At 64.6% G+C, this 21774-nt stretch carries 18 protein-coding genes; 9 read left to right on the top strand and 9 right to left on the bottom strand.

Annotation, left to right across the window (positions count from 1 at the left end):
- Nucleotides 1-69 precede the first annotated feature (69 nt).
- From GGD62_RS04655 to GGD62_RS04630, 6 genes are all read left to right on the top strand, one after another.
- Nucleotides 70-567 (top strand): hypothetical protein, encoded by a 498-nt coding sequence (locus tag GGD62_RS04655; protein WP_183707315.1) that lies wholly within the window; start codon nt 70-72, stop codon nt 565-567.
- A gap of 105 nt (nt 568-672) precedes the next feature.
- A complete protein-coding gene (locus GGD62_RS04650; RefSeq protein WP_183707313.1) occupies nt 673-2280 on the top strand; it encodes an acyl-CoA synthetase in 1608 nt (535 codons plus the stop codon).
- A gap of 9 nt (nt 2281-2289) precedes the next feature.
- Nucleotides 2290-3150 (top strand): PCC domain-containing protein, encoded by an 861-nt coding sequence (locus GGD62_RS04645; protein WP_183707311.1) that lies wholly within the window; start codon nt 2290-2292, stop codon nt 3148-3150.
- Between the two features lie 107 nt (nt 3151-3257).
- Complete coding sequence (locus GGD62_RS04640; RefSeq protein ID WP_183707309.1) at nt 3258-4025, top strand: AAA family ATPase; 768 nt, start codon at nt 3258-3260, stop codon at nt 4023-4025.
- Nucleotides 4026-4773: 748 nt separating this feature from the next.
- Complete coding sequence (locus tag GGD62_RS04635; protein ID WP_026201933.1) at nt 4774-5355, top strand: SRPBCC family protein; 582 nt, start codon at nt 4774-4776, stop codon at nt 5353-5355.
- Nucleotides 5356-5357: 2 nt separating this feature from the next.
- Nucleotides 5358-6311, top strand: a complete 954-nt coding sequence (locus tag GGD62_RS04630) for a cytochrome D1 domain-containing protein (RefSeq protein WP_183234345.1) — start codon at nt 5358-5360, stop codon at nt 6309-6311.
- 72 nt (nt 6312-6383) lie between these two features.
- Here the strand turns inward: GGD62_RS04630 and GGD62_RS04625 are convergent, their stop codons facing one another.
- The 6 genes from GGD62_RS04625 to GGD62_RS04600 all read right to left on the bottom strand — a co-directional run bounded on the left by GGD62_RS04625 (nt 6384) and on the right by GGD62_RS04600 (nt 13602).
- Nucleotides 6384-7022 carry an HAD family hydrolase gene (locus GGD62_RS04625; RefSeq protein ID WP_183234344.1) on the bottom strand — a complete coding sequence of 213 codons (639 nt, stop codon included), beginning with the start codon at nt 7020-7022 and terminating at the stop codon, nt 6384-6386.
- A 45-nt stretch (nt 7023-7067) separates the two neighbouring features.
- On the bottom strand, nt 7068-7631 hold the full coding sequence (locus tag GGD62_RS04620; RefSeq protein WP_183707307.1) for a DinB family protein: 564 nt from the start codon (nt 7629-7631) through the stop codon (nt 7068-7070).
- Between the two features lie 80 nt (nt 7632-7711).
- Nucleotides 7712-10687, bottom strand: coding sequence for an excinuclease ABC subunit UvrA (gene uvrA / locus GGD62_RS04615; protein WP_183707305.1), 2976 nt, complete (start codon nt 10685-10687; stop codon nt 7712-7714).
- Between the two features lie 288 nt (nt 10688-10975).
- Nucleotides 10976-11722, bottom strand: coding sequence for an outer membrane protein (locus tag GGD62_RS04610; RefSeq protein ID WP_026201934.1), 747 nt, complete (start codon nt 11720-11722; stop codon nt 10976-10978).
- 220 nt (nt 11723-11942) lie between these two features.
- Nucleotides 11943-12617 (bottom strand): outer membrane protein, encoded by a 675-nt coding sequence (locus GGD62_RS04605; protein ID WP_018317911.1) that lies wholly within the window; start codon nt 12615-12617, stop codon nt 11943-11945.
- Nucleotides 12618-12852: 235 nt separating this feature from the next.
- A complete protein-coding gene (locus GGD62_RS04600; protein WP_018317912.1) occupies nt 12853-13602 on the bottom strand; it encodes an outer membrane protein in 750 nt (249 codons plus the stop codon).
- Nucleotides 13603-14050: 448 nt separating this feature from the next.
- On the opposite strand from GGD62_RS04600, the gene GGD62_RS04595 reads away from it, so the two are divergent.
- Both GGD62_RS04595 and gyrA read left to right on the top strand, forming a co-directional pair.
- The gene (locus GGD62_RS04595) at nt 14051-14548 is read left to right on the top strand and encodes a single-stranded DNA-binding protein (protein WP_018317913.1); all 498 of its coding nucleotides are present in this window, start codon (nt 14051-14053) and stop codon (nt 14546-14548) included.
- A 354-nt stretch (nt 14549-14902) separates the two neighbouring features.
- A complete protein-coding gene (gene gyrA / locus GGD62_RS04590; RefSeq protein WP_018317914.1) occupies nt 14903-17641 on the top strand; it encodes a DNA gyrase subunit A in 2739 nt (912 codons plus the stop codon).
- 9 nt (nt 17642-17650) lie between these two features.
- Here gyrA and GGD62_RS04585 read toward each other — a convergent pair whose 3' ends face one another.
- The 3 genes from GGD62_RS04585 to GGD62_RS04575 form a co-directional block, all read right to left on the bottom strand.
- On the bottom strand, nt 17651-18592 hold the full coding sequence (locus GGD62_RS04585) for a phosphotransferase family protein (RefSeq protein ID WP_246799985.1): 942 nt from the start codon (nt 18590-18592) through the stop codon (nt 17651-17653).
- Between the two features lie 134 nt (nt 18593-18726).
- Nucleotides 18727-20580, bottom strand: coding sequence for a potassium transporter Kup (locus tag GGD62_RS04580; protein WP_183233044.1), 1854 nt, complete (start codon nt 20578-20580; stop codon nt 18727-18729).
- Nucleotides 20581-20754: 174 nt separating this feature from the next.
- A complete protein-coding gene (locus GGD62_RS04575) occupies nt 20755-21012 on the bottom strand; it encodes a hypothetical protein (RefSeq protein WP_183234341.1) in 258 nt (85 codons plus the stop codon).
- Nucleotides 21013-21273: 261 nt separating this feature from the next.
- Between GGD62_RS04575 and coaD the strand changes: the two genes are divergently transcribed.
- Nucleotides 21274-21771 (top strand): pantetheine-phosphate adenylyltransferase, encoded by a 498-nt coding sequence (coaD, locus tag GGD62_RS04570; protein WP_183707301.1) that lies wholly within the window; start codon nt 21274-21276, stop codon nt 21769-21771.
- The last annotated feature ends 3 nt before the right edge of the window (nt 21772-21774 follow it).

Here is a 21774-nt window from a genome sequence, read left to right as displayed (position 1 = left end):
TGAGGAAGGGTGCGCCGATCATGTTTAAAATTTTCTGAACGATTGCGGCCGCGCCGGCGACAAACGCGCATGCGCTATTTGATGCTTCTGCTCGCTCTGTTCGCCTCCGCCGCGCGCGCGGAGGATGCAAAGCCGTTCGATCCCTCCGACTATCCGCCCGGCGTGCAGAAGGCACTGCGCTACGCCAATGAGGAATGCACCAGCCAGGACGGTGGCGAGGTGACCTTCGCGCCCGATACGGTGCGCAAGATCGACCTGACCGGTGACGGCCGCGACGACTACATCGTCGATTTCCAGGACACCAAATGCGGCGATCGCGAGACGACCTATTGCGGAACTGGCGGCTGCGTCATCAACATCCTGGTGACGCTGCCGGACGGCAACATTCGCCCGGTGTTTGACGGCTATGTCCTCCGCTACAGGATCATGGCCCCGCCGATGAAGCGCGGCGCTACGCGCACCGTCCGCTTCGATCTTCATGGCAGCTTCTGCGCCGGCTTTGGTCCGCAGACCTGCGTCAAGCAGAAGGCGATCACGGCGACGCCGTTTGCGTTCAAGCAACCGTAGGGGAGCCGTGCATCCGGCGGCCTTGCAGGGGCGCGGGCGATGGCGATAAATGGGCTGCAATGAGCCGGCGGCCAGCGCGCCGCCCGCCCTCGAAGAGGAATCCCCATGCAGCCCCTGCGCATGTCGCGCCGCGTCATGAATCTCGCTTACATGCTGACCCAGAATGCCCGGCGGCATGGCGCGCGTCCCGGTTTCGTCTGGGGTGACAAATCCTGGAGCTGGCGGCAGATCGATGCGCAGGTCTCGGCGTTGGCCGCAGCGCTCGCCGCGCGTGGCATTGCCAAGGGCGACCGTATCCTGGTCCATTCCAAGAATGGCGACGAGATGCTCTTCTCGATGTTCGCCGCGTTCCGGCTCGGCGCGGTCTGGGTGCCCACCAATTTCCGCCTGATGCCGGATGAGGTCACCTATCTGGCAGAGGCCTCCGGCGCCAAGGCGTTTCTGTGCCATGTCGATTTTCCCGAGCATGCGGCGGCCGTGAAAGGCGGCGCGCTCGAGTTCACCTGGAGCGTCGACGGCAAGGGCGCGTTCGGCGAGCGTTCGGTTGCTGAGGCCATTGCCTCGCAGGCCGGCGCCAATGTCGCGAATGTCGCTGTCGAGCACGACGATCCCTGTTGGTTCTTCTTCACCTCGGGCACTACCGGCCGCTCCAAGGCCGCGGTGCTGACCCACGGCCAGATGGGCTTTGTGGTCACCAACCATCTCGCCGATCTGACGCCCGGCGTCACCGAGAATGACGCCTCGCTGGTGGTGGCGCCGCTGTCGCATGGCGCCGGCGTGCATCAGTTGGTGCAGACCGCGCGCGGCGTCTGCACCGTTTTGCTGCCGACCGAGAAATTCGACATCAACGAAGCGTTCCGCCTGATCGAGACCCATCGGGTCGCCAATCTCTTCACGGTGCCGACGATCCTCAAGATGATGGTCGAGCACCCCGCCGTCGACAAATACGATCACTCCTCGCTTCGGCACGTGATCTATGCGGGCGCGCCGATGTATCGCGAGGATCAGAAGACCGCGCTGAAGAAGCTCGGCAAGGTCATCGTGCAGTATTTCGGCCTTGGCGAGGTCACCGGCAACATCACCGTGCTGCCGGCGGCGCTGCACGATCCCGTGGACGGCCCGCACGCGAAGATCGGCACCTGCGGCTTCGAGCGCACCGGCATGCAGGTCTCGATCCAGGATGATGAAGGCCGCGAGCTCGCAGCCAACCAGAGCGGCGAGATCTGCGTGATCGGGCCGGCGGTGCTCGCAGGCTATTACGACAATCCCGAAGCCAATGCGAAGGCGTTCCGCAACGGCTGGTTCCGCACCGGCGACCTCGGCCACATGGACGAGGAGGGGTTCGTCTACATCACGGGCCGCGCCTCCGACATGTACATCTCCGGCGGCTCCAACATCTATCCGCGCGAGATCGAGGAGAAGATCTTGACGCATCCCGCGGTCGGCGAGGTCGCCGTGCTCGGCGTGCCCGATCCGACCTGGGGCGAGGTCGGCGTCGCCGTCTGCGTGGCGCGCGAAGGTGCGAAGGCGGTGAGCGAGGCCGAAATGGCGGCGTTCCTTTCGCCGAAGGTGCCGCGCTACAAGATGCCGAAGCGGTTCTTCTTCTGGGAGGCCTTGCCGAAATCGGGCTATGGCAAGGTGCCGAAGCGCATGGTGCGTGATGAGCTCGAGGCGCGCGGGCTGCTCGATCTCGACAAGACGAAGGCGGGCTGAGCACAGGTGATGCGGAATATCAAGCAGCCGGGCGCGCCCATCGCGGAACGCATTCAATGGGTGGAGGCGAGGGGGCGCGCCTTCTCCTTCACGCTTCAGGCAGGTCTGCCGCTGCTGGAAGCCGCGCGGCGCGGCTTTGCGGCCGAAGGTTTTACGAGCGGCGTGCTGAACTTCAGGCAGGGCGCGCTCAAGCCTTTCGCCTATGTCATGCCGGCGCTGTCGAAGACTGGCGAGAATGCGGCGTTCTATAGCGACACGTACCGGCCCGGCGGCGTGACGCGCACGAAGCTCGGCTCCATGACGCTCGGCACGCGCGACGGAGCGCCGTTCTTTCACTGCCATGGGCTGTGGACGGAGGCGGGCGGCAAGACCAGCGGCGGCCACATGCTGCCAGACGAGACTGTTGTCGCCGAACCGTTCGAAGTCGACGCCTTCGGCATTGACGGCGCGATGTTCACCGCCGAGCCCGATCCCGAGACCAACTTCAAGCTGTTCGGGCCGGTGGCGGCTGCGAGCACCGGCGCGCGCACCACGAGCCGCGCCTTCGCGCTCCGGCTGCGCCCTAATCAGGATTTTGCCGGCGCGCTCGAAGAGTTCTGCCGTGCGCACGGCATCGCGGGCGCGAAGATCCATGGCGGCGTCGGCTCGACCATCGGCGCTCGCTTCAGCCATGGCAGGGTGACCGAGCCTTTCGCGACTGAGCTTGCGGTAACGGCCGGGCTGATCGCGCTCGGGCCCTCTGGCGCGCTCGAAGCTGCGCTCGACGCTGCGCTGGTCGACTACACCGGCGGCTTGGCGGAGGGGCGCCTGGTCCGCGGCGACAACCCCGTGCTGATGACGATGGAGCTGGTGCTGGAGGCGCTGGACTAGGCTGCGAACGGGGCTCGCGCCGGGAGCCCCTGCCACTTGCGCGGCATCATTGTTCCCGTTACGTTCCGGCTTGGAATGCCGGTGGCGGAATGGACGGAGAGGCGGCTATGAGCCGGCGAGGTCATCGCACGATCAACCTGCCGGCGCCGTATCTGAAGCGGGTCTGGCTCGACCCGTCGAAAGTTCACGATCGCGAGGCTTATCCGTTTTGCCTGCCCATCTTCCTGGATGATTTCGAGCTCAGCTTCGACGCCGCCATCACGATCGTTGTTGGAGAGAACGGCACCGGGAAGTCGACGATCCTCGAAGGCATCGCATCGCTCGCCGGCTACGACGATGCCGGGGGCGGCAAGGGCTACATGCCGGTCGATCATTCAGAGGCGCGCGAGAAGATGGGCGGCCAGCTCGGCAAGGCGCTGCGCGCGAGCTGGCTGCCGAAGATCAGCAATGGCTGGTTCTTTCGTGCCGAGAGCTTTTTCTCGGTCGCGCGGTATCTGGACAAGGCCGCGCGTGACGCCGGCCAGGTCGGTCCCGATTTCCTGTCGCACTCCCACGGCGAAGGCTTCCTGCGCTTTTTCGAGGAGCGCTGTCAGCGCCAGGGCATCTTCATCTTCGACGAGCCGGAATCGGCGCTGTCGCCGGCGCGCCAGATCGAGTTCTTGAAGCTGCTGCGACGCATGGAGGATTCCCGGATCTGCCAGGTCATCATGGCAACGCATTCGCCGATGCTGATGGCTTACCCGAATGCGCGGCTGCTGCGGCTCGGGAAATACGGGCTGGAGCCGGTGACGGTCGAGGCGACGGATCACTACCGGCTGATGCGCGAGTTTTGTTCGGATCCGCACGGGTTCGTCGAGGCGACGCTGGCGGAATGAATGTACCATCCGGTGCTCCTTCGCGCGGTTTCCCGTTCTCGCGGCACATCGTGCCCGAGCTTTTGCTTCAGTTGCCGCCCTCAAAAGTGCCGAGGGCGCAGGGAAGGCCGGGTGCCGGCTGGCACCCGCGGTCCACTGTGCGAAAGCGTGTGCTTAAAAAGCTGCACAGCGGCATACAGGTGAAGCCAAACATCCGGCCTTCCCTGCGCAGTGGTTTTACGGCTTATGTCGTGATCTCCCCGGGGAGCGATGCACTATTGCCCCGTCGCCTTGCGGATAGCTGATGCGCGCGCCCGGTCGGGCCGCAACATCACCGCAACACTTGGCGCACAGACCCCGGGCGCCAGGACCACACGATTTTGCCGTACGCAGGCTGCACCGGTCGTGTGCGCGTTAGTCCTTGCTCACGGTGTGACCCGCCCTGCAAACCACCTTCGCGCCGACGCAGCCCGCGTCCACCACGTCCCATCCCGCGTGTCGTGACGATCGCGATGCGCCCCTCGGCCGGGTTGGGATGTCCTTCTATACGATAATCCGAACTTCTGATAAAGAGAAATATTTCAATTCGGTGGCGTTGACCCTCCCATGGGTGTTTTGCCCGCCGGGTCGCGCAACAGCTTGTGGGTCGTGCCGAGCTCCGCCGCAACGGCGCCACGAACCGGTCTCCCCTCGGCCCCAAAATGCGCTAGGATGACCGCAGCGCGCATTCCAAGTCGCGCACGATCAACTGGACGTATGAGGAAACGAGATGAGGGTGACGATTGGACGGCGCACGGCCATGGCTGCGGCGCTGGCTGTGGTTGGGGCGGCAGGCTTGACGGCGACTTTGGGCCCGGCTTTTTCACCGGCGGCCTGGGCGCATGGGCCGACCCGGCAGAAGGTGCGGGAATCCATCGAGATCAACGCGCCGCAGGACAAGGTCTGGGCCGCGATCCGCAACTTCCAGGACATGGGCTGGCTTCCGCCCGTCACCAAGACCACCGGCGAGAAGGGCAACGAGGTCGGCGCGACGCGCCAGCTGACGCTGACGGGCGGGGCGACTGTCGATGAGGAGCTCTACAAATACGAGCCCGACATGATGAGCTATTCGTACCGGATCACCAAGGTCGACGTGAAGGTGCTGCCGGTGACAAATTATTCCTCGACGTTGACGGTGTCGCCGGCTTCCGACGGCAAATCCAAGCTGGAATGGGCCGGGGCGTTCTACCGCGGCTTTCCCAACAACGATCCGCCGCCGGAGCTGAGCGACGAGGCCGCGATGAAGGCCGTGAGCGGGCTCTACAAGACCGGCCTCGAAGCCCTGAAGAAGAAGATCGAGAGCGGTAGCTGATCGTGCGGATGCTGGTTCTGGCGGCGCTTGCCGCCAGCCTTTGTCATGCCAGCCTCGGCAGCGCCGCTGCCGAGGAGGCGTTCGTCACCAACCAGCTCAGCGACGATCTGATGGTCGTGGATCTCGCCGCAGCACGCAGCGTCGCGACCATCCCGATCGGCGGCAAGCCGGCCGGAATCGCCGTCAGCGCCGACGGACGCTTCGCCTATGTCACGAGCCCGGATGCCAAGGCGGTGACGGTGGTGGACGCCGCAACGCGGCAGGTGACGGGCCGGATCGAGGTCGGCGGCGGGCCGCTCGGCATTGCGGTGGCGCCCGATGGCAAGTCCGTCTATGTCGCCGATTGGTACGCGGCGGCGGTGCGGGTGATCGATGCGGCCTCGCGCAGCGTCACAGCCAGCATCGCGGTCGGCGCTTCGCCATCGGGTCTTGCGGTGACGCCCGACGGCAAGCTGCTGCTCTCGGCGGACCGCGATGACGACAGCGTCTCGGTCGTGGACACCGCGACGCGCCAGCGCAAGGCGACGATCAAGGTCGGCACCCGTCCGTTCGGCGTTACCATCGATGCCGACGGCAAGCGCGCCTACACCGCCAATGTCGGCTCCGACGACGTCTCCGTGATCGACATTGCAGAAGGGAGCGAGATCGGCCGCGTGCCGGTCGGCATGCGCCCCTATGCGGTGGCGCTGACGCTAGGCCGCGGCTTCGTCACCGATCAATATGGCGGCACCGTCAGCGTGTTCGATCTGGCGAGCCTGAAGCCGATCAAGCGCATCAATGTCGGCGACTATCCTGAGGGCATCAACGCCACCGCTGACGGCAAGCGCATCATCGTCGCGTGCTGGGAGAGCAATACGCTTGATATCATCGACGCAGCCGAGCTGAAGGTGATCGGCGAGATCAAGACCGGCGATGGCCCAAGGGCGTTCGGAGCGTTCCTGCGCAAGACGGAGTAGGGTGTGTAGGGCGGATTAGCGCAGCGTAATCCGCCATCTTGCATCGGCGATCGATCGGCGGATTACGCTGCGCTAATCCGCCCTACGATTGCACACCGCGTCTGCAATCTCCTCCATCCGCTCAAACACGTGATCCGGCCCGTGTGCCCGCAGCGCTGCCGGTGCCGCATAGCCCCAGCACACCGCGCCGCAGGCAATCCCGACGCTGCGCGCTGCCTCGATGTCGCGCACCTCGTCGCCGATCGCGATGACCTGGCCGGGCTCCACGCCGGCGCGCCGGATGACGCGGCGGAATTTCGCGGGCTTGCCGAACAGCGAGGCCGAGCAGTCGAAATGCGAAAACAGCGCGGCGGTCTCGCCAAGCTTCTCGCGCGCATTGGCCTCGCTGTCGGACGTCACCAGCGCGAGCTGCACGTCGTTGTCCGTCAGCGACCGCAGCACGGTCTCGACGCCCGCAAACAGCGAGATCTCGCCAGTTGCCTCCGCCTTCAGCCGCCGCGCATGCCCCGCGATTGCCGGTAGCTTCCACAGCGGCACTTCGAGGCGGCTGAGGATCTCCCGCGTCGAAGCATGCCGCAGCCCCTCGACGTCCTCATCCCGCACGCGGCGAAAGCCGAAGCGGTCGGCGATGTCGTTGACGGTGCGCAGGAACCACGGAAAGCTGTCGGCGAGAGTGCCGTCGAGATCGAAGATGGCGAGGGAGTAGGGCATGTGAGGAAAGGCTCCGGATGTCGCTTCGTCCATCCGGCGATTGAACTAGAATTTCCACACGGTGTCTTCGGTCCAGCCCAACGCAGCGAACTCGGCGGCCCGGAGCGGGGCTTCTCCCTCGGCAAAGAACTCGTCGAGCTGAGGCGGGGCGACGGCTGTCTCGGACAGCATGGCGTGCGCCTGACCGCGATGATGGATCTGATGCTGGAAGAGATGCATCAGGAGCCGGTCGCGGCGCTCGGTTTGCACCTGCGTGTCGCGATTGATCTTCACGATGTCATCGAGTCGTGCGGGCGTCAGCGTATCGCAGATGGCGATCAGCCGCTTGTCGAGCGCAGCTTGAGCGGGCTTCAGCGCGGCAAGGGAAGGGTAGGGCACTTCGTTTTTCCAGGCCGCCGGTCCGACCCAGCCCCCCTCCAGCGCATCGATATAGAAGAGATCGATGACATGGATGTGGTTCAGGGTGCGCTGCAGGCTCGGAAAGAAGCCGGTGCGGTGGGCTTCGAATTCAACCTGGGACAGCGCGGCGCAAGCCGAGAGCAGCCGATGGTTGGCCCAGGCATTGTTGTGGGCGAAGGCGCGATAGGTCTGCACGAGTCCAGCGGACATGTTGGTTCGTCCCGATCGGATAGTGACGGATTACGCTACGCTAATCCGCCCTACAGCGCTGCGGCTTCAATGCAAAGCTGCTACTCCGCCGCCTCGCTCGTGCTCCTTCGCTTCGGCTTCCGTGCCTTCTTCAGCACCGGCTCCAGGAATTTGCCCGTGTAGCTCCGCGGCGCCTTGGCGATGTCTTCCGGCGGGCCCCAGGCGACGATCTCGCCGCCGCCGTCGCCGCCTTCGGGGCCGAGGTCGATGACCCAGTCGGCGGTCTTGATGACTTCGAGATTGTGCTCGATGACGACGACCGTGTTGCCCTGTGCGACCAGCTCGTGCAGCACCTCCAGGAGCTTCTTGACGTCGTGGAAATGCAGGCCGGTGGTCGGCTCGTCCAGGATGTAGAGCGTGCGGCCGGTGGCGCGCTTGGACAGCTCTTTTGCCAATTTGACGCGTTGCGCTTCACCGCCCGAGAGTGTTGTCGCCTGTTGGCCCACGTGAATGTAATCGAGACCGACGCGGTGCAAGGTTTGAAAAGTCTCGCGCACGCGCGGCACCGCCTTGAAGAACTCGGCGGCTTCCTCGACGGTCATGTCGAGCACGTCGGCGATTGACTTGCCCTTGAACAGGACTTCGAGCGTCTCGCGGTTGTAGCGCTTGCCCTTGCAGACGTCGCAGGTGACGTAGACGTCGGGCAGGAAGTGCATCTCGATCTTGATGACGCCGTCGCCCTGGCAGGCCTCGCAGCGGCCGCCCTTGACGTTGAAGGAGAAGCGGCCGGGCTCGTAGCCGCGCGCCTTGGACTCGGGCAGGCCGGCGAACCATTCGCGGATCGGCGTGAAGGCCCCGGTGTAGGTCGCGGGGTTGGAGCGCGGGGTGCGGCCGATCGGCGACTGGTCGATATCGATGATCTTGTCGATGTGCTCGAGGCCCTCGATGCGGTCATGCGGGGCGGCGCCCTCGCTGGCATTGTTCAGCTTGCGGGCGATGGACTTGTACAGCGTGTCGATCAGCAGCGTCGACTTGCCGCCGCCGGACACGCCGGTGACGGCGGTGAACAGGCCGAGCGGAATTTCGGCGGTGACGTTCTTGAGATTGTTGCCGCGCGCGTTGACCACCTTGATGGTGCGGCGGTGGTTCGGCGGGCGCCGCTCCGGCACCTCGACCTCGAGCTCGCCGGTCAGGTACTTGCCGGTCAGCGATTTCGGGTTGCGCATGATCTCGGCGGGCGTGCCTTCGGCAATGATGTTGCCGCCATGCATGCCGGCGCCGGGGCCGATGTCGAGGACGTGGTCGGCGAGCAGAATGGCGTCCTCGTCATGCTCGACCACGATCACGGTGTTGCCGAGGTCGCGCAGCCGCTTGAGGGTGTCGAGCAGGCGCGCGTTGTCGCGCTGGTGCAGGCCGATCGAGGGCTCGTCCAGCACGTAGAGCACACCGGTCAGGCCCGAGCCGATCTGCGAGGCCAGGCGAATGCGCTGGCTCTCGCCGCCGGACAGCGTGCCGGAGGAGCGGGACAGCGTGAGGTAGTTGAGGCCGACGTCGAGCAGGAAGGTGAGACGTTCGCGGATCTCCTTGAGAATGCGGCCGGCGATCTCGTTCTGCTGCGCGTTCAGCGCCCCCGGCACGGTCTCGAACCATGCACCGGCGCCCTTCACCGACAGCTCGGAAATCTCGCCGATATGCTTGCCGCCGATCTTGACGCAGAGCGCCTCGGGCTTGAGCCGAAAGCCCTTGCAGCCCTCGCAGGGCACGTCGTGGAAATACTTCGCCAGCTCCTCACGCGCCCACTCGCTCTCGGTCTCGCGGTAGCGGCGGTTGATGTTGGTGATGACGCCCTCGAACGGCTTCTTGGTGTCGTAGGAGCGCACCCCGTCCTCGTAGGAGAACTTGATCTCGTCCTCGCCGGAGCCGTGGAGGATCGCGTTCTGCGTCTTCTTGGCCAGGTCCTTCCACTTGGTGGTCAGCGTGAACTTGTAGTGCTTGCCGAGTGCGGTCAGCGTCTGCACGTAATAGGGCGACGACGACTTGGCCCAGGGCGCAATCGCGCCCTTGCCGATGGCGAGCTCCTTGTCGGGGATGACGAGGTCCTCGTCGACATGCTGCTCGACGCCGAGGCCGCCGCAGGCCGGACACGCGCCGTAGGGGTTGTTGAACGAGAACAGGCGCGGCTCGACCTCGGGGATGGTGAAGCCGGAGACCGGGCAGGCGAACTTTTCCGAGAACAGGATGCGCTCGGGGCCGCTCTTGTCGTGGATCTTCGCCGTCTTCTTTTTCTCCTCGGCGGGCGCGGCCGCGGGTGCGTCGGCGAACTCGACGACGGCAAGGCCCTCGGCGAGCTTCAGCGCGGTCTCAAAGCTCTCGGCGAGGCGCTGGCCGATGTCGGCGCGCACCACGATGCGGTCGACGACGACGTCGATGTCGTGCGGGAATTTCTTGTCGAGCGTCGGCGCCTCGGCGAGCTCATGGAAAGTGCCGTCGATCTTGACGCGCTGAAAGCCCTTCTTGAGCCATTCGGCGAGCTCCTTGCGGTACTCGCCCTTGCGGCCGCGCACGACCGGCGCGAGCAGATAGAGGCGGGTGCCCTCGGGCAGCGCCAGCACGCGGTCGACCATTTGCGACACGGTCTGGCTCTCGATCGGCAGGCCGGTGGCCGGCGAATAGGGCACGCCGACGCGCGCCCAGAGCAGGCGCATGTAGTCGTAGATCTCGGTCACGGTGCCGACGGTGGAGCGCGGGTTCTTCGACGTCGTCTTCTGCTCGATCGAGATCGCCGGCGACAGGCCGTCGATCTGGTCGACATCAGGCTTCTGCATCATCTCGAGGAACTGGCGCGCATAGGCCGACAGCGATTCGACGTAGCGGCGCTGGCCCTCGGCATAGATCGTGTCGAAGGCGAGAGAGGATTTGCCGGAGCCGGAGAGGCCGGTGAACACCACCAGCTTGTCGCGGGGAATCTCGACGTCGATGTTCTTGAGGTTGTGCTCGCGCGCGCCACGGATAGTAATTGCGCGCAGGCTGGAGCCCGCGTTCTGTTGTTGGCGCTTCGCCTTGATCACTTCATCCATCCGAGTTGCCCTCAAGGAATCCCATGGGTGCGCGACCGCGCCAATAAAAAAGGCGCGCTCGCCCGGAACCGGGATCGGCGCCGATGGGGTTGTCAGCGAACGTAGGAAGAACGGAGACGGATTTCCAGTGGGACTTGCGAATCGTCAACGGAATGTTGGCGCGCTGGCGGCATCTGGCAGCAGGGGCGTTGCGGAACTGCGCGACTAGCGTGCTCGCAAAAACAAAAAGGCCGGCGCGAGGCCGGCCTTTCGTGACGATGGGACGTCGGTAGCGATCAGGACTTCAGATCAATACCGGGCGACCACGGGGCCGCCGAAGGTGTAGTTGAGGCGGACGGTACCCATGTCGACGTCCTGCTTGATCCGGTCGATGCGGTCGTTGACGCCGAGGATCGTGAACGAGTTGTTGCGCTTGCCCATGAACAGGTGGTCGTATTCGATCGCAACAGACCAGTTCGGTGCGAAGCCGAATTCGATGCCGGTGCCGACCGCGCCACCCCAGCGGGTCTCGCTCGCGCTGTCGAGGACGACGCCACCCAGCAGACCGTTATATTTGGCGTGCGTGACGGCCGCGCCACCCTTCACGTACCAGAGCACGTTGTTCCAGGCATAGCCGACTTGGCCGGTGAACAGGCCAATTGCGTCGATCTTGGTCTGGTTGACCAGCGGGCCAAGCACCAAGCTCGTATTCGAGCCCTTCAGGTTGGCCCAGTCGCCCTGAGCTTCGAGACCAAACACCCAATTGGCCGACTGCCAGCGGTAGCCGACCTGGCCGCCGACGACGCCGCCGGTCGCATTGTGACAGCCTTCAGCCGTGTCCGGACCGGCAATGCCGAAGATATTGTTGACGTCCCAGCAGTTGCGGCTCGAGGCGCCGCCGCCGTTGATACCGATGTAGAAACCGCTCCAATTGTACATCGCGATCGGCGCGACCGGAGCCTTGGTGTAGGGGCGGGCCGCCAAATCGGCCGCCGAGGCGGGTGCCAACGCGCTAAGTGCGAACAAGCTGGCCGAAGCCAGCAAAAGCTTCTTCATATCCATTCCCCAGTTCCGTTTCTTTCTGACCTTCCGAAAAGCGGAAGAGCCAGCGGACCTATGACCCGACTAATGTCATTGCTTTACACCATTAAAGCCAAAGGTTGTGTCACCCGGGGGCCACATCTCTGCGAAAACGCGAGCGAGCCGGTTGGCGCGCAAGAAACAAAAAGGCCGGCGCGAGGCCGGCCTTTCGTAACGCGAGGCGTTGAAGTGTAGCTTAGTACTTGGCAACAACCGGGGCGCCGAAGTGATAGTTCACGCCGACCTGCACGGTGTGGAAGTTGAGCGTGCCGGTGGTGACCGGAGCGCCGAGACCGGAGAAGTAGGTCTCGCCGCCGAGGCTGCGATAGAGGTACTCGCCCTTGACCGACCACTGCGGAGCGAAGAACGCCTCGACGCCGGCGCCGACGGTCCAGCCCGAGTGGAACTTGCTGTCGGAGACGGTCACGCCGAGCGCGCTGACGCTGACCTTGTTGTCGATCCAGGCGTAACCACCGGTGCCGTAGAACAGCACGTTGTTGACGGCCCAGCCGATGCGGCCGCGGACGGTGCCGAGCGCGTCGGTCTTGGACGACACGGTGATGCCGAGAGCAGTCGCCGAGGCGCTGACGTCAGCCCAGGAACCATCAGCCTCGATGCCGAACACGACGTTGCCGGCCTGCCAGTTGTAGCCGGCGGTGCCGCCGACGAAGCCACCCTTCATCTTCGGGTCGCCGGAAGCGTTTTCCCAGGCGCCGCCACCGACGATACCGAGATAGAAGCCGGTCCAGTTGTAGACGGCAGCCGCCGGAGCGATCGGAGCCTTGGTGTAGGGGCGGGCTGCGAGGTCGGCCGCCGAAGCGGGCGCAGCGAGAGCGAACAAACAGGCCGAAGCCAACAAAACCTTCTTCATTTTCAACTAATCCCAGTCCCAGTTTCTGTTGTTGCCTTCCTGACCGGAAGGGCAGCGGACTCAACGGCCCAACTAATGCCGTGCTTACACCACTAAAGCCGCAAGTTGTGTCTCCGAAAAGCCACAGCAGTCGAAAAGGTGATGGTTACTGACTTATTGCCCCCCGTTCATGTCGCGCCAAACGAAAAAGGCCGGCGCGAGGCCGGCCTTAGACGTCAATGATGTCAGAGGGATATCAGTACCGCGCGACGCCCTGCGCACCCCAGTTGAAGTGATAATTCACGCCTGCCTTGACCGTGTGGACGGTATCGGTCCACTCGGACCGGTTGGTCACGACGGGGCTGTACTGAATCGTGCTCTTGCCGAAATCGATATAGTTGTATTCGACCTTGGCCGACCAGTTCGGAGCGAACATGTATTCCGCGCCGGCGCCGACGGTCCAACCCCAGCGGGTGTTGTTCTGGATGAAGACGTTTCCGGGGACGCCATCGTAGCGATGCTGAATGTCGCCGACCGCAGCGCCGCCGCTGACGAAGAAGAGAGCGGGGCCGGTCGAGTAGCCGAGACGGCCCTTGATGTCGCCGAAGCCGCGGATTCTCGTGAAATAGGTGTCGCCGAGGCCGGCATTGATCTCGGCCGAACGACCGTTGATGTCAGCCCAATGATAGTCGCCCTCGATGCCGAACACCCAGTTGGCCGCCTGCCAGTTGTAGCCGACCACGCCACCGACAAAGCCGCCGGTGGTGTCGTAGTTCTGACTTCCCGCAAAGAGCGCCGTATTCGGACCGCCAAAGAAGGTTTCGTCGCTGCGGCCCCAGGCACCACCGCCCTGCACACCGAGGTAGAAGCCGGTCCAGGTATAGATCGGAGCGGGGGGCGCGACCGGCGCCTTTGTATAGGGACGCGCTGCGAGATCCGCAGCACCGGCCGGAGCCGAGAGGGTCAGCGCAACCGCGCCGGCGAAGCCAAACAAAATCTTCTTCACTGTAATCTCCCCAGTCGTGTCCGCCTCTCTGAGTTCCCCAAGGCGGACGATCAGGCGCGAGGCCCATTGCATCAATTCCAGGCACGACGATAGCTCGATTCTGCGGCAGAGTCCGTGCCCGGAGTGCAACAGTTGGATGTAATCGACCTACCTCTAACTTAATGAATGTTAAGTAGTTTTTGCCGTTCACGGGAACCCGATTTGGTTCCATCCCGATTGCCATCGCAGCGCCATCTGGATGCCATCGCGTCTCCACATTTGGCGGCGATTTCTGCAGGAACAAATCTGGAACAAATCGCCGGTCGGTGCTATATGTGGGGATAACCTCGGGGGTGATGGGCTGATCAGCCCCTGCAAGCGTATAGGGTCGCCTTAACAGGGCGCAGAGGAACGCGGGCAGCGCGCTCGGCCTTAGGAAATTCAGTGGCATTCGGAGTGGAGAGCGGCGATGGCGGGAAGCGTCAACAAGGTCATTCTGGTTGGAAATCTCGGCAAGGATCCTGAAATCCGCCGCACCCAGGACGGGCGGCCGATCGCGAATCTGAGCATCGCCACCTCCGAGACCTGGCGCGACAAGAACAGCGGCGAGCGCAAGGAAAAGACCGAGTGGCATCGCGTCGTGATCTTCAATGAAGGGCTCTGCAAGGTCGCCGAGCAATACCTGAAGAAGGGCGCGAAGGTTTACATCGAGGGCGCGCTCCAGACCCGCAAATGGACCGACCAGAGCGGCGTCGAGAAGTACTCGACCGAGGTCGTGCTCCAGGGCTTCAATTCGACGCTCACGATGCTCGATGGCCGTGGCGGCGGCGGAGGAGGCGGCAGCTTCGGCGACGAGCCGGGCGGCGATTTCGGCTCCTCCGGTCCAGTCAGCAGCGCGCCGCGCCGTCCCGTCGCCGCCGGCGGCGGTGGCCGCAACAGCGACATGGACGACGACATCCCGTTCTGAGAACGGACCGGACGATCAGGGGGCGCTGCCGGCTGAGCGGCGCCTTCTCATTTCGTGTCAGCAAACCTTACTAATCGGCAGGAAGGGCTCGGGTTTTCCAGGCCCGCTTCATGTTTGGGTTGAACTCGGATTGCCCAGCGCAATCGCGTCGAAGGGCGCGTTGACGCGCGATCGACAGGGGTCCCAGAGGCGATTTCGGAAGGCCTGTTCCCGGTCCCTCCGAGACGCTCCCCTTAAGGCCGTAAGCTATTGGAAAAATAAGCGGAAAAAGCGCTTCCCTGAAGCCTGCGAGGGTGGTTATCAGGGTCTCGATGCGCTATATGATTCCCAGATAAAACCTCACCGGATTTCCCCTTGGCTGACGACGACGACAAGCCCGGCGACCAGCCGGGGCAACCCTCGGATATTCGCCCCGTCTCCATCTTCGAGGAGATGAAGAAGTCCTATCTCGACTACGCCATGAGCGTGATCGTGGCGCGGGCGCTGCCTGATGCCCGCGACGGTCTGAAGCCGGTGCACCGCCGCATCCTGTTCTCGATGAACGAGCAGGGGCACACGCCCGACAAGAAGTACGTCAAATCCGCCCGCGTGGTCGGTGACGTCATCGGTAAGTATCACCCGCACGGCGACCAGTCGATTTACGACGCCATGGTCCGCATGGCGCAGGACTTCTCGATGCGCGTGCCGTTGATCGACGGCCAGGGCAATTTCGGCTCGGTCGACGGCGATCCCCCGGCTGCCTATCGTTACACCGAAGCGCGCCTGACCAAGGCCGCGCTGGCTCTGCTGGCCGACATCGACAAGGACACCGTCGACTTCCAGCCGAACTACGACAACAACGAGACCGAGCCGTCGGTCTTGCCGGCCAAGTTCCCGAACCTTCTCGTCAACGGCGCCGGCGGCATCGCGGTCGGCATGGCGACCAATATCCCGCCGCACAATCTCGGCGAGGTCATCGACGCCTGCGTCGCGCTGATCGACAACCCCGCGCTCACCATCGACGAGCTCATCAACATCGTGCCCGGACCGGATTTCCCGACCGGCGGCGTCATTCTCGGACGGCAGGGCATCCGCTCCGCCTATCACCTCGGCCGCGGCTCGATCGTCATGCGCGGCAAGGTCGCGATCGAGACCATCCGCAAGGAGCGTGAGGCGCTCATCATCACCGAGATTCCCTACCAGGTGAACAAGGCGACGATGGTCGAGCGCATCGCCGAGCTGGTGAAGGAAAAGAAGATCGAGGGCATCGGCGACCTGCGCGATGAATCGGATCGCGAAGGCTACCGCGTCGTCATCGAATTGAAGCGCGACGCCGTGCCGGATGTGGTGCTGAACCAGCTGTACCGTTTCACGCCGCTGCAGACCAGCTTCGGCGTCAACATGGTGGCGCTCGACAGCGGCCGTCCTCGGATCATGCATCTGAAGGACCTGCTCGCGATCTTCGTCGACTTCCGTGAGCGGGTCGTCACGCGGCGCACCAAGTACCTGCTCGCCAAGGCGCGCGACCGCGCCCATATCCTGGTCGGTCTGGCAATCGCGGTGGCCAATATCGACGAGATGATCCGCGTGATCCGGACCTCGCCGGACCCGACCACCGCGCGCGACACGCTGATGTCGCGCGACTGGCCGGCCCGGGACGTCGAGGACATGCTGACCCTGATCGACGATCCTCGTCACCGCATCAGCGCGGACGGCACGATCCGGCTTTCGATGGAGCAGGCGAGGGCCATTCTCGACCTGCGCCTTCAGCGTCTCACCGCACTCGGCCGCGACGAAATCCGCGACGAGCTCGACAAGCTTGCCGGCGAGATCGCCGATTATCTCGACATCCTGCGCTCGCGCGAGCGCGTGCTGGGCATCATCAAGACCGAGCTCGCCGAGGTGAAGGCCGAGTTCGCCACGCCGCGGCGCACCGTCATCATCGAGCAGGAAGGCGAGGTCGAGGACGAGGACCTGATCCAGCGCGAGGACATGGTCGTCACGGTGTCCCACGCCGGCTACGTCAAGCGTGTGCCGCTGTCGGCCTACCGGGCGCAGCGCCGCGGTGGCAAGGGCCGCGCCGGCATGCAGACCCGCGACGAGGATTTCGTCAGCCGCCTGTTCGTGGCCTCCACGCACACGCCGGTGCTGTTCTTCTCCTCGCGCGGCCAGGTTTACAAGGAGAAGGTCTGGCGTCTGCCGATGGCCGCGCCGAACGCGCGCGGCAAGGCGCTGATCAACATCCTGCCGCTGGAGCAGGGCGAGCGCATCACCACCATCATGCCGCTGCCGGAGGACGAATCCACCTGGGGCGAGCTCGACGTGATGTTCGCCACGACAGGCGGCAATGTCCGCCGCAACAAGCTGTCAGACTTCGTCGACGTCCGCCGCTCCGGCATCATCGCCATGAAGCTGGATGACGGCGAGTCGATCGTCGACGTGCAGATCTGCACCGAGCGCGACGACGTGCTGCTGACCGCCGCCGGCGGCCAGTGTATCCGCTTCCCGGTCCCCGATGTGCGCGTGTTCACCGGGCGCACCTCGATGGGCGTGCGCGGAATCGCGCTCGGCGAAGGCGACAAGGTGATCTCGCTGGCGATCCTGCGCCATGTCGAGACCACCTCGGACGAGCGCTCGGCCTACCTGAAGATGCGCCGCGCCGTCGCCGGCGAAGCTGCGGCCGAAGAGGCCGCCGCGGACGCCGAGGCCGAGGAGACCTCCGGCAGCTTCCAGCTCGCGCAGGAGCGTTACGCCGAGATGTCGGCGCAGGAGCAGGTCGTGCTCACCGTCTCCGTCAACGGTTATGGCAAGCGGACATTGTCCTACGAGTACCGCACCACCGGCCGCGGCGGCAAAGGCATCGTCGCCATGAGCGTCAACAACCGCAACGGCAATCTGGTCGCGTCCTTCCCGGTGGAAGATGCCGACCAGATCATGCTGGTCACCGACAAGGGCCAGCTGATCCGCTGCCCGGTCGAAGGCATCCGCATCGCCGGCCGCTCGACGCAAGGCGTGATCGTGTTCGACACCGCCGAGGACGAGCATGTCGTCTCGGTCGAGCACATCACCGAAGAGGCCGAGAGCGGGAATGGCGAGAACGGGAACGGGGCGTGATGCCCCGTTCTACACGCCGTTCGCAAGCTCGCTCGTGAGGTCGGCAAGCGCCTCTCGCTTGCCGATCTGTGCCATCCAGCACCAGAGCTCCAGCGTGCAGTACAGCCGATAGAGATCGAGCGTCTCCTGCCAGTCGGGGCGCCCCATCTGACCACAGCCGGCGAGCAATCCGTCGCGCTTTGGCGCATCCTTCGGCGTGAAATAGTACAGCGCCTTCGCGATATCCATCAACGGATCGCCCGATGTCGCGTTCTCGAAGTCGACGATGCCCGTCAGGCGTGGTGCGCCCTGCGACGTCACCAGCACATTGCCAGCATGGAAATCGTAGTGGCACAGTCGAGGGGTGATTGCTGCCTCGAACAGTTGCTGTCGTGCCGTGACGCTGTCGCGAAGACGCTCGGCTAAAGCTGGATCGCCGCCGCGTGTGAGAAACTCCCTGAGCTTTCGGTCGAACTGCGCCGACATGTAGGCCTGGTTGCTCGGATGCGCCGTCCAGACGCCGTTGGGGCCGATATAGCCAAAGCTGTCGAGGGCGACGTCGTTGATCCGGCGTAGCGTCGCGCCCATCTCGGCGTAGATCGCAAACAGCTCGGTCTCCGACAGCGTTGCCTCGCGTCGGCCGAGTACCGTGCCGTCGAGCCGGGTCATGAGCAGATAGTTCAGCTCGATCGCCGTTCGCGTGTCGTCGGCAAGCAGGATTTTGGGAATGGACGTGCCGAGGTCTCGCAGGAGCCCCAGGACGTAAACCTCCTTGGCCATCTTCCATTGCAGCGATTCCGGATAGACCTTGAGGATGCAGGGGCGCGCATCCGCCAGCGCGATCTCGAGCACGGTGCTGATCTCCCCGCCATGTAGCTCTGTGATGCCGAGCAGCGATGCCTGCGGGTATATCCGGCGGATGATCGCTTGCACCTGATCGGCCGAGACCGGCAGGCGTGGCTTCAGCTTCAAGGAAGGAGCGTCACTGGTTGTCATGGCTTCAAGGTCAGGCTTGTATCCTGGATGGAGCGAAGCGAAATCCGGGTTCTCGCAAGGCTCAAAAGTCCCGGATTGCGCTGCGCTCCATCCGGGCTACGCGCCATGCCCTAAATCTCCAGCTCCGTGCCGAACTCTACCACCTGCTTGGTCGGCACGCCGAAGAACGCGGCCGATCGTTCGGCGTTGCGCTGCAGGAAGGCGAACACGCCTTCGCGCCAGACCCACATGCCGGGAATGTCCTCGCTGGGAATGATGGTCTCGCGGCCGACGTAATAGGTGATGTCGGAGAGGTCGATGCCGGGCAGCTTGCTCTGGCGACAGACGAGATTCAGGCCTTCATAGATCGTCGGGTTCTGCATGAAGCCGTAATGCAGGATCACGCGGGTGATGCCGGGAATGATGTCGATCACCTCGGCGCGTTCCTCGTCCGCGATGTGCGGAAGCTCCTCGATCAGCACGGTGACCAGCAGCACGCGCTCGTGCAGCACGCGGTTGTGCCTGACGAACTGGGTGAGCGCGAGCGGCACGCCGCGCGGTGCGGAGGCCAGGAACACGGCGGTCCCGGGCAGTCTTGCGCTGCACTTGTTCACGGCGGTCTCGATCAGGTCTTCCTCGGGCTGCCGGAGCCGGCCCCTCGCGGCCTCGACCAGCTTAACGCCGGCGCGCCAGGTCAGCATCAGGAAGGCGACGAGGCCGGCGAGCAGCAGCGGAAACCAGCCGCCTTCGAACAGTTTGATCGAGTTGGCCGAGAAGAAGATCACGTCGATGACGAAGAAGGCGCCGTTCACGGCCACCACGAGCCAGGGCGAATAGCCCCACTGGATCGCGACCAGCGCGGCGAGCAGCGTCGTGATCGCCATCAGCAGCGAAACCGCGATGCCGTAGGCGCCGGCAAGCGCGTCCGACGTGCCGAAGCTCAGGACTGCCCCGAGCGTCGCAGCTGCAAGCAGCCAGTTCACCAGCGGCACGTAGATCTGGCCGATCGCGTGGCTCGTGGTGTGACGGATCAGCATGCGCGGCAGGAAGCCGAGCTGGATCGACTGCTGGGTCAGCGAGAACACGCCGGAGATAATCGCCTGCGAGGCGATCACGGTCGCGACCGTCGAGAATGCGACCAGCAGATAGTGCAGGGAGTCGGGGCAGAGCTGGAAGAACGGATTTTCGATCATCGTGGGATCGGTGATCAGGAGAGCAGCCTGGCCGAAATAATTCAGCACCAGCGCGGGCAGGCAGATGGCGAACCAGGCGAGGCGGATCGGCAGGCGGCCGAAATGTCCCATGTCGGCATACATGGCCTCGCCGCCGGTCACCGCGAGAAAGGCCGCGCCGAGAATTCCGAACGAGATGTGGAAATCCTGGTGGATCAGGAAGTCGAAGGCGTAGAGCGGGCTGAGCGCCACCAGCACCGCCGGCGCCTTGACGATGCCGTGGATGCCGAGCGCCGCGAGCACGACGAACCAGGCCAGCATCACAGGCCCGAAGATGCGGCCGATGAAGCCGGTGCCCTGCTTCTGCATCATGAACAGGCCGATCAGGATGGCGACGGTCACGGGCACCACGGCCGGCGCAAGCGAGGGGGCGTCGACCTTGAGGCCCTCGATGGCTGAGAGCACCGAGATGGCCGGCGTAATCGCGCCGTCGCCATAGAGCAGCGCAGCGCCGACGAGCCCGACCACCAGGAGATGGGCGCGCCATGTGCCTGGCTGGGCGTGGCGGGCATGGAGCAGCGCCAGCAGGGCGACGATGCCGCCTTCGCCGCGATTGTCTGCGCGAAGGATCAGCAGCGCATATTTCAGCGAGATGATCAGCAGCAGGGCCCAGAGGATCAGCGAGGCAATCCCCAGGACTGCATCGTGACTGAGTGTGCCGCCATGGGCAGCCGCCTTGGCGGCTTCCTTCAGGGCATAGAGCGGGCTGGTACCGATATCGCCATAGACCACCCCGAGGGCGCCCATGGTCATGGCAAGCGGTAGCGGATCAGGATGGTGGCCGGAAGCGACAGCGGGCGTACTGGACAACGGCAACCCCCCGATAGGATCGCGCCCGACGGGCCATTCCGGCGGGCGCGAGCAACGCAGTCTGCGACGAGACGTCGCAAAACTCCATCGGGATTATGTGACGTGAAGCTGACAGGCCTACGGGGTGCGGTTGGCGGTCACGAGGCGGGCCTCGCGGACATTCGCCTTGGTGCCGGCCTTGCGCAGGCAGGAGGCCTCGAAATTGGGCCAGGCCTGCTGCGAGCAGTCCTTGCCGATGGCGCGGATATCGAGCCGGTCGCTCTTGGCCAGCGGCTGCGGCACGCTGGCCTCGACGCGCGGGGCAAAGCCGGGCAGGAGGGTAAGGGCGGCGGCGACACACGCAGACAGAGCGATCGCTGAAAGAGCCTTGATCATTTGACAGTCCCCTGTGATGCGGCCGCCTACGCCCAGTGTGCGGCCCGTCATTCGTTGGCCGGATTAGTAACCATGGCCAGTTTCCGGACGTCTTCGCCGGCACGGGAAATGGTTTCGTGTCCGCGCCGCTTTGTTTCGTGGTCGCCCTCAGGACGAAACAAACCGGCCATCGCCGACAGGGCCGGCGGGATATTTCGCCGGAAAATGGCTGGGGAACCGGCCCGGCTTGCCGGGCCGGGCCGGGCGCGGTAGGACGGGGCCATGCCGCGCATTGCCTTCTATCCCGGTTCCTTCGACCCCATCACCAACGGCCATCTGGACGTGGTCCGGCACAGCGTTTCCCTGTGCGACCGGCTCGTGGTCGCGATCGGGGTCCACCCCGGCAAGAAGCCGCTGTTCTCGACGGAAGAGCGGCTGCAGATGCTCCATGACGTCTGCGGGCCGCTGGCCGCCAAGGCCGGCTGCGTGCTCGATGCTGTGACGTTTGATGATTTGTCGGTCACGGCGGCGCGCAAGCACGGTGCGACGATCATGATTCGGGGCCTGCGTGACGGCAGCGATCTCGACTACGAGATGCAGCTCGCCGGCATGAACGAGGCGATGGCGCCGGAGGTGCATACGGTCTTCCTGCCGGCCTCTCCCATGGTTCGCCCGATCACCGCCACTTTGGTGCGCCAGATCGCCGGCATGGGCGGGGACGTCTCGGCCTTCGTCCCGCCGCAGGTTGCGGCCCAGCTCAAGGCAAAATTCGCCGCATAACGG

This window comes from Bradyrhizobium sp. ERR14, assembly GCF_014198235.1.
In the GTDB taxonomy this organism is placed as follows: Bacteria; Pseudomonadota; Alphaproteobacteria; order Rhizobiales; family Xanthobacteraceae; genus Bradyrhizobium.
Note: the sequence above shows the minus strand (reverse complement) of the source record. Positions and strands in the feature narration are given on the sequence as shown.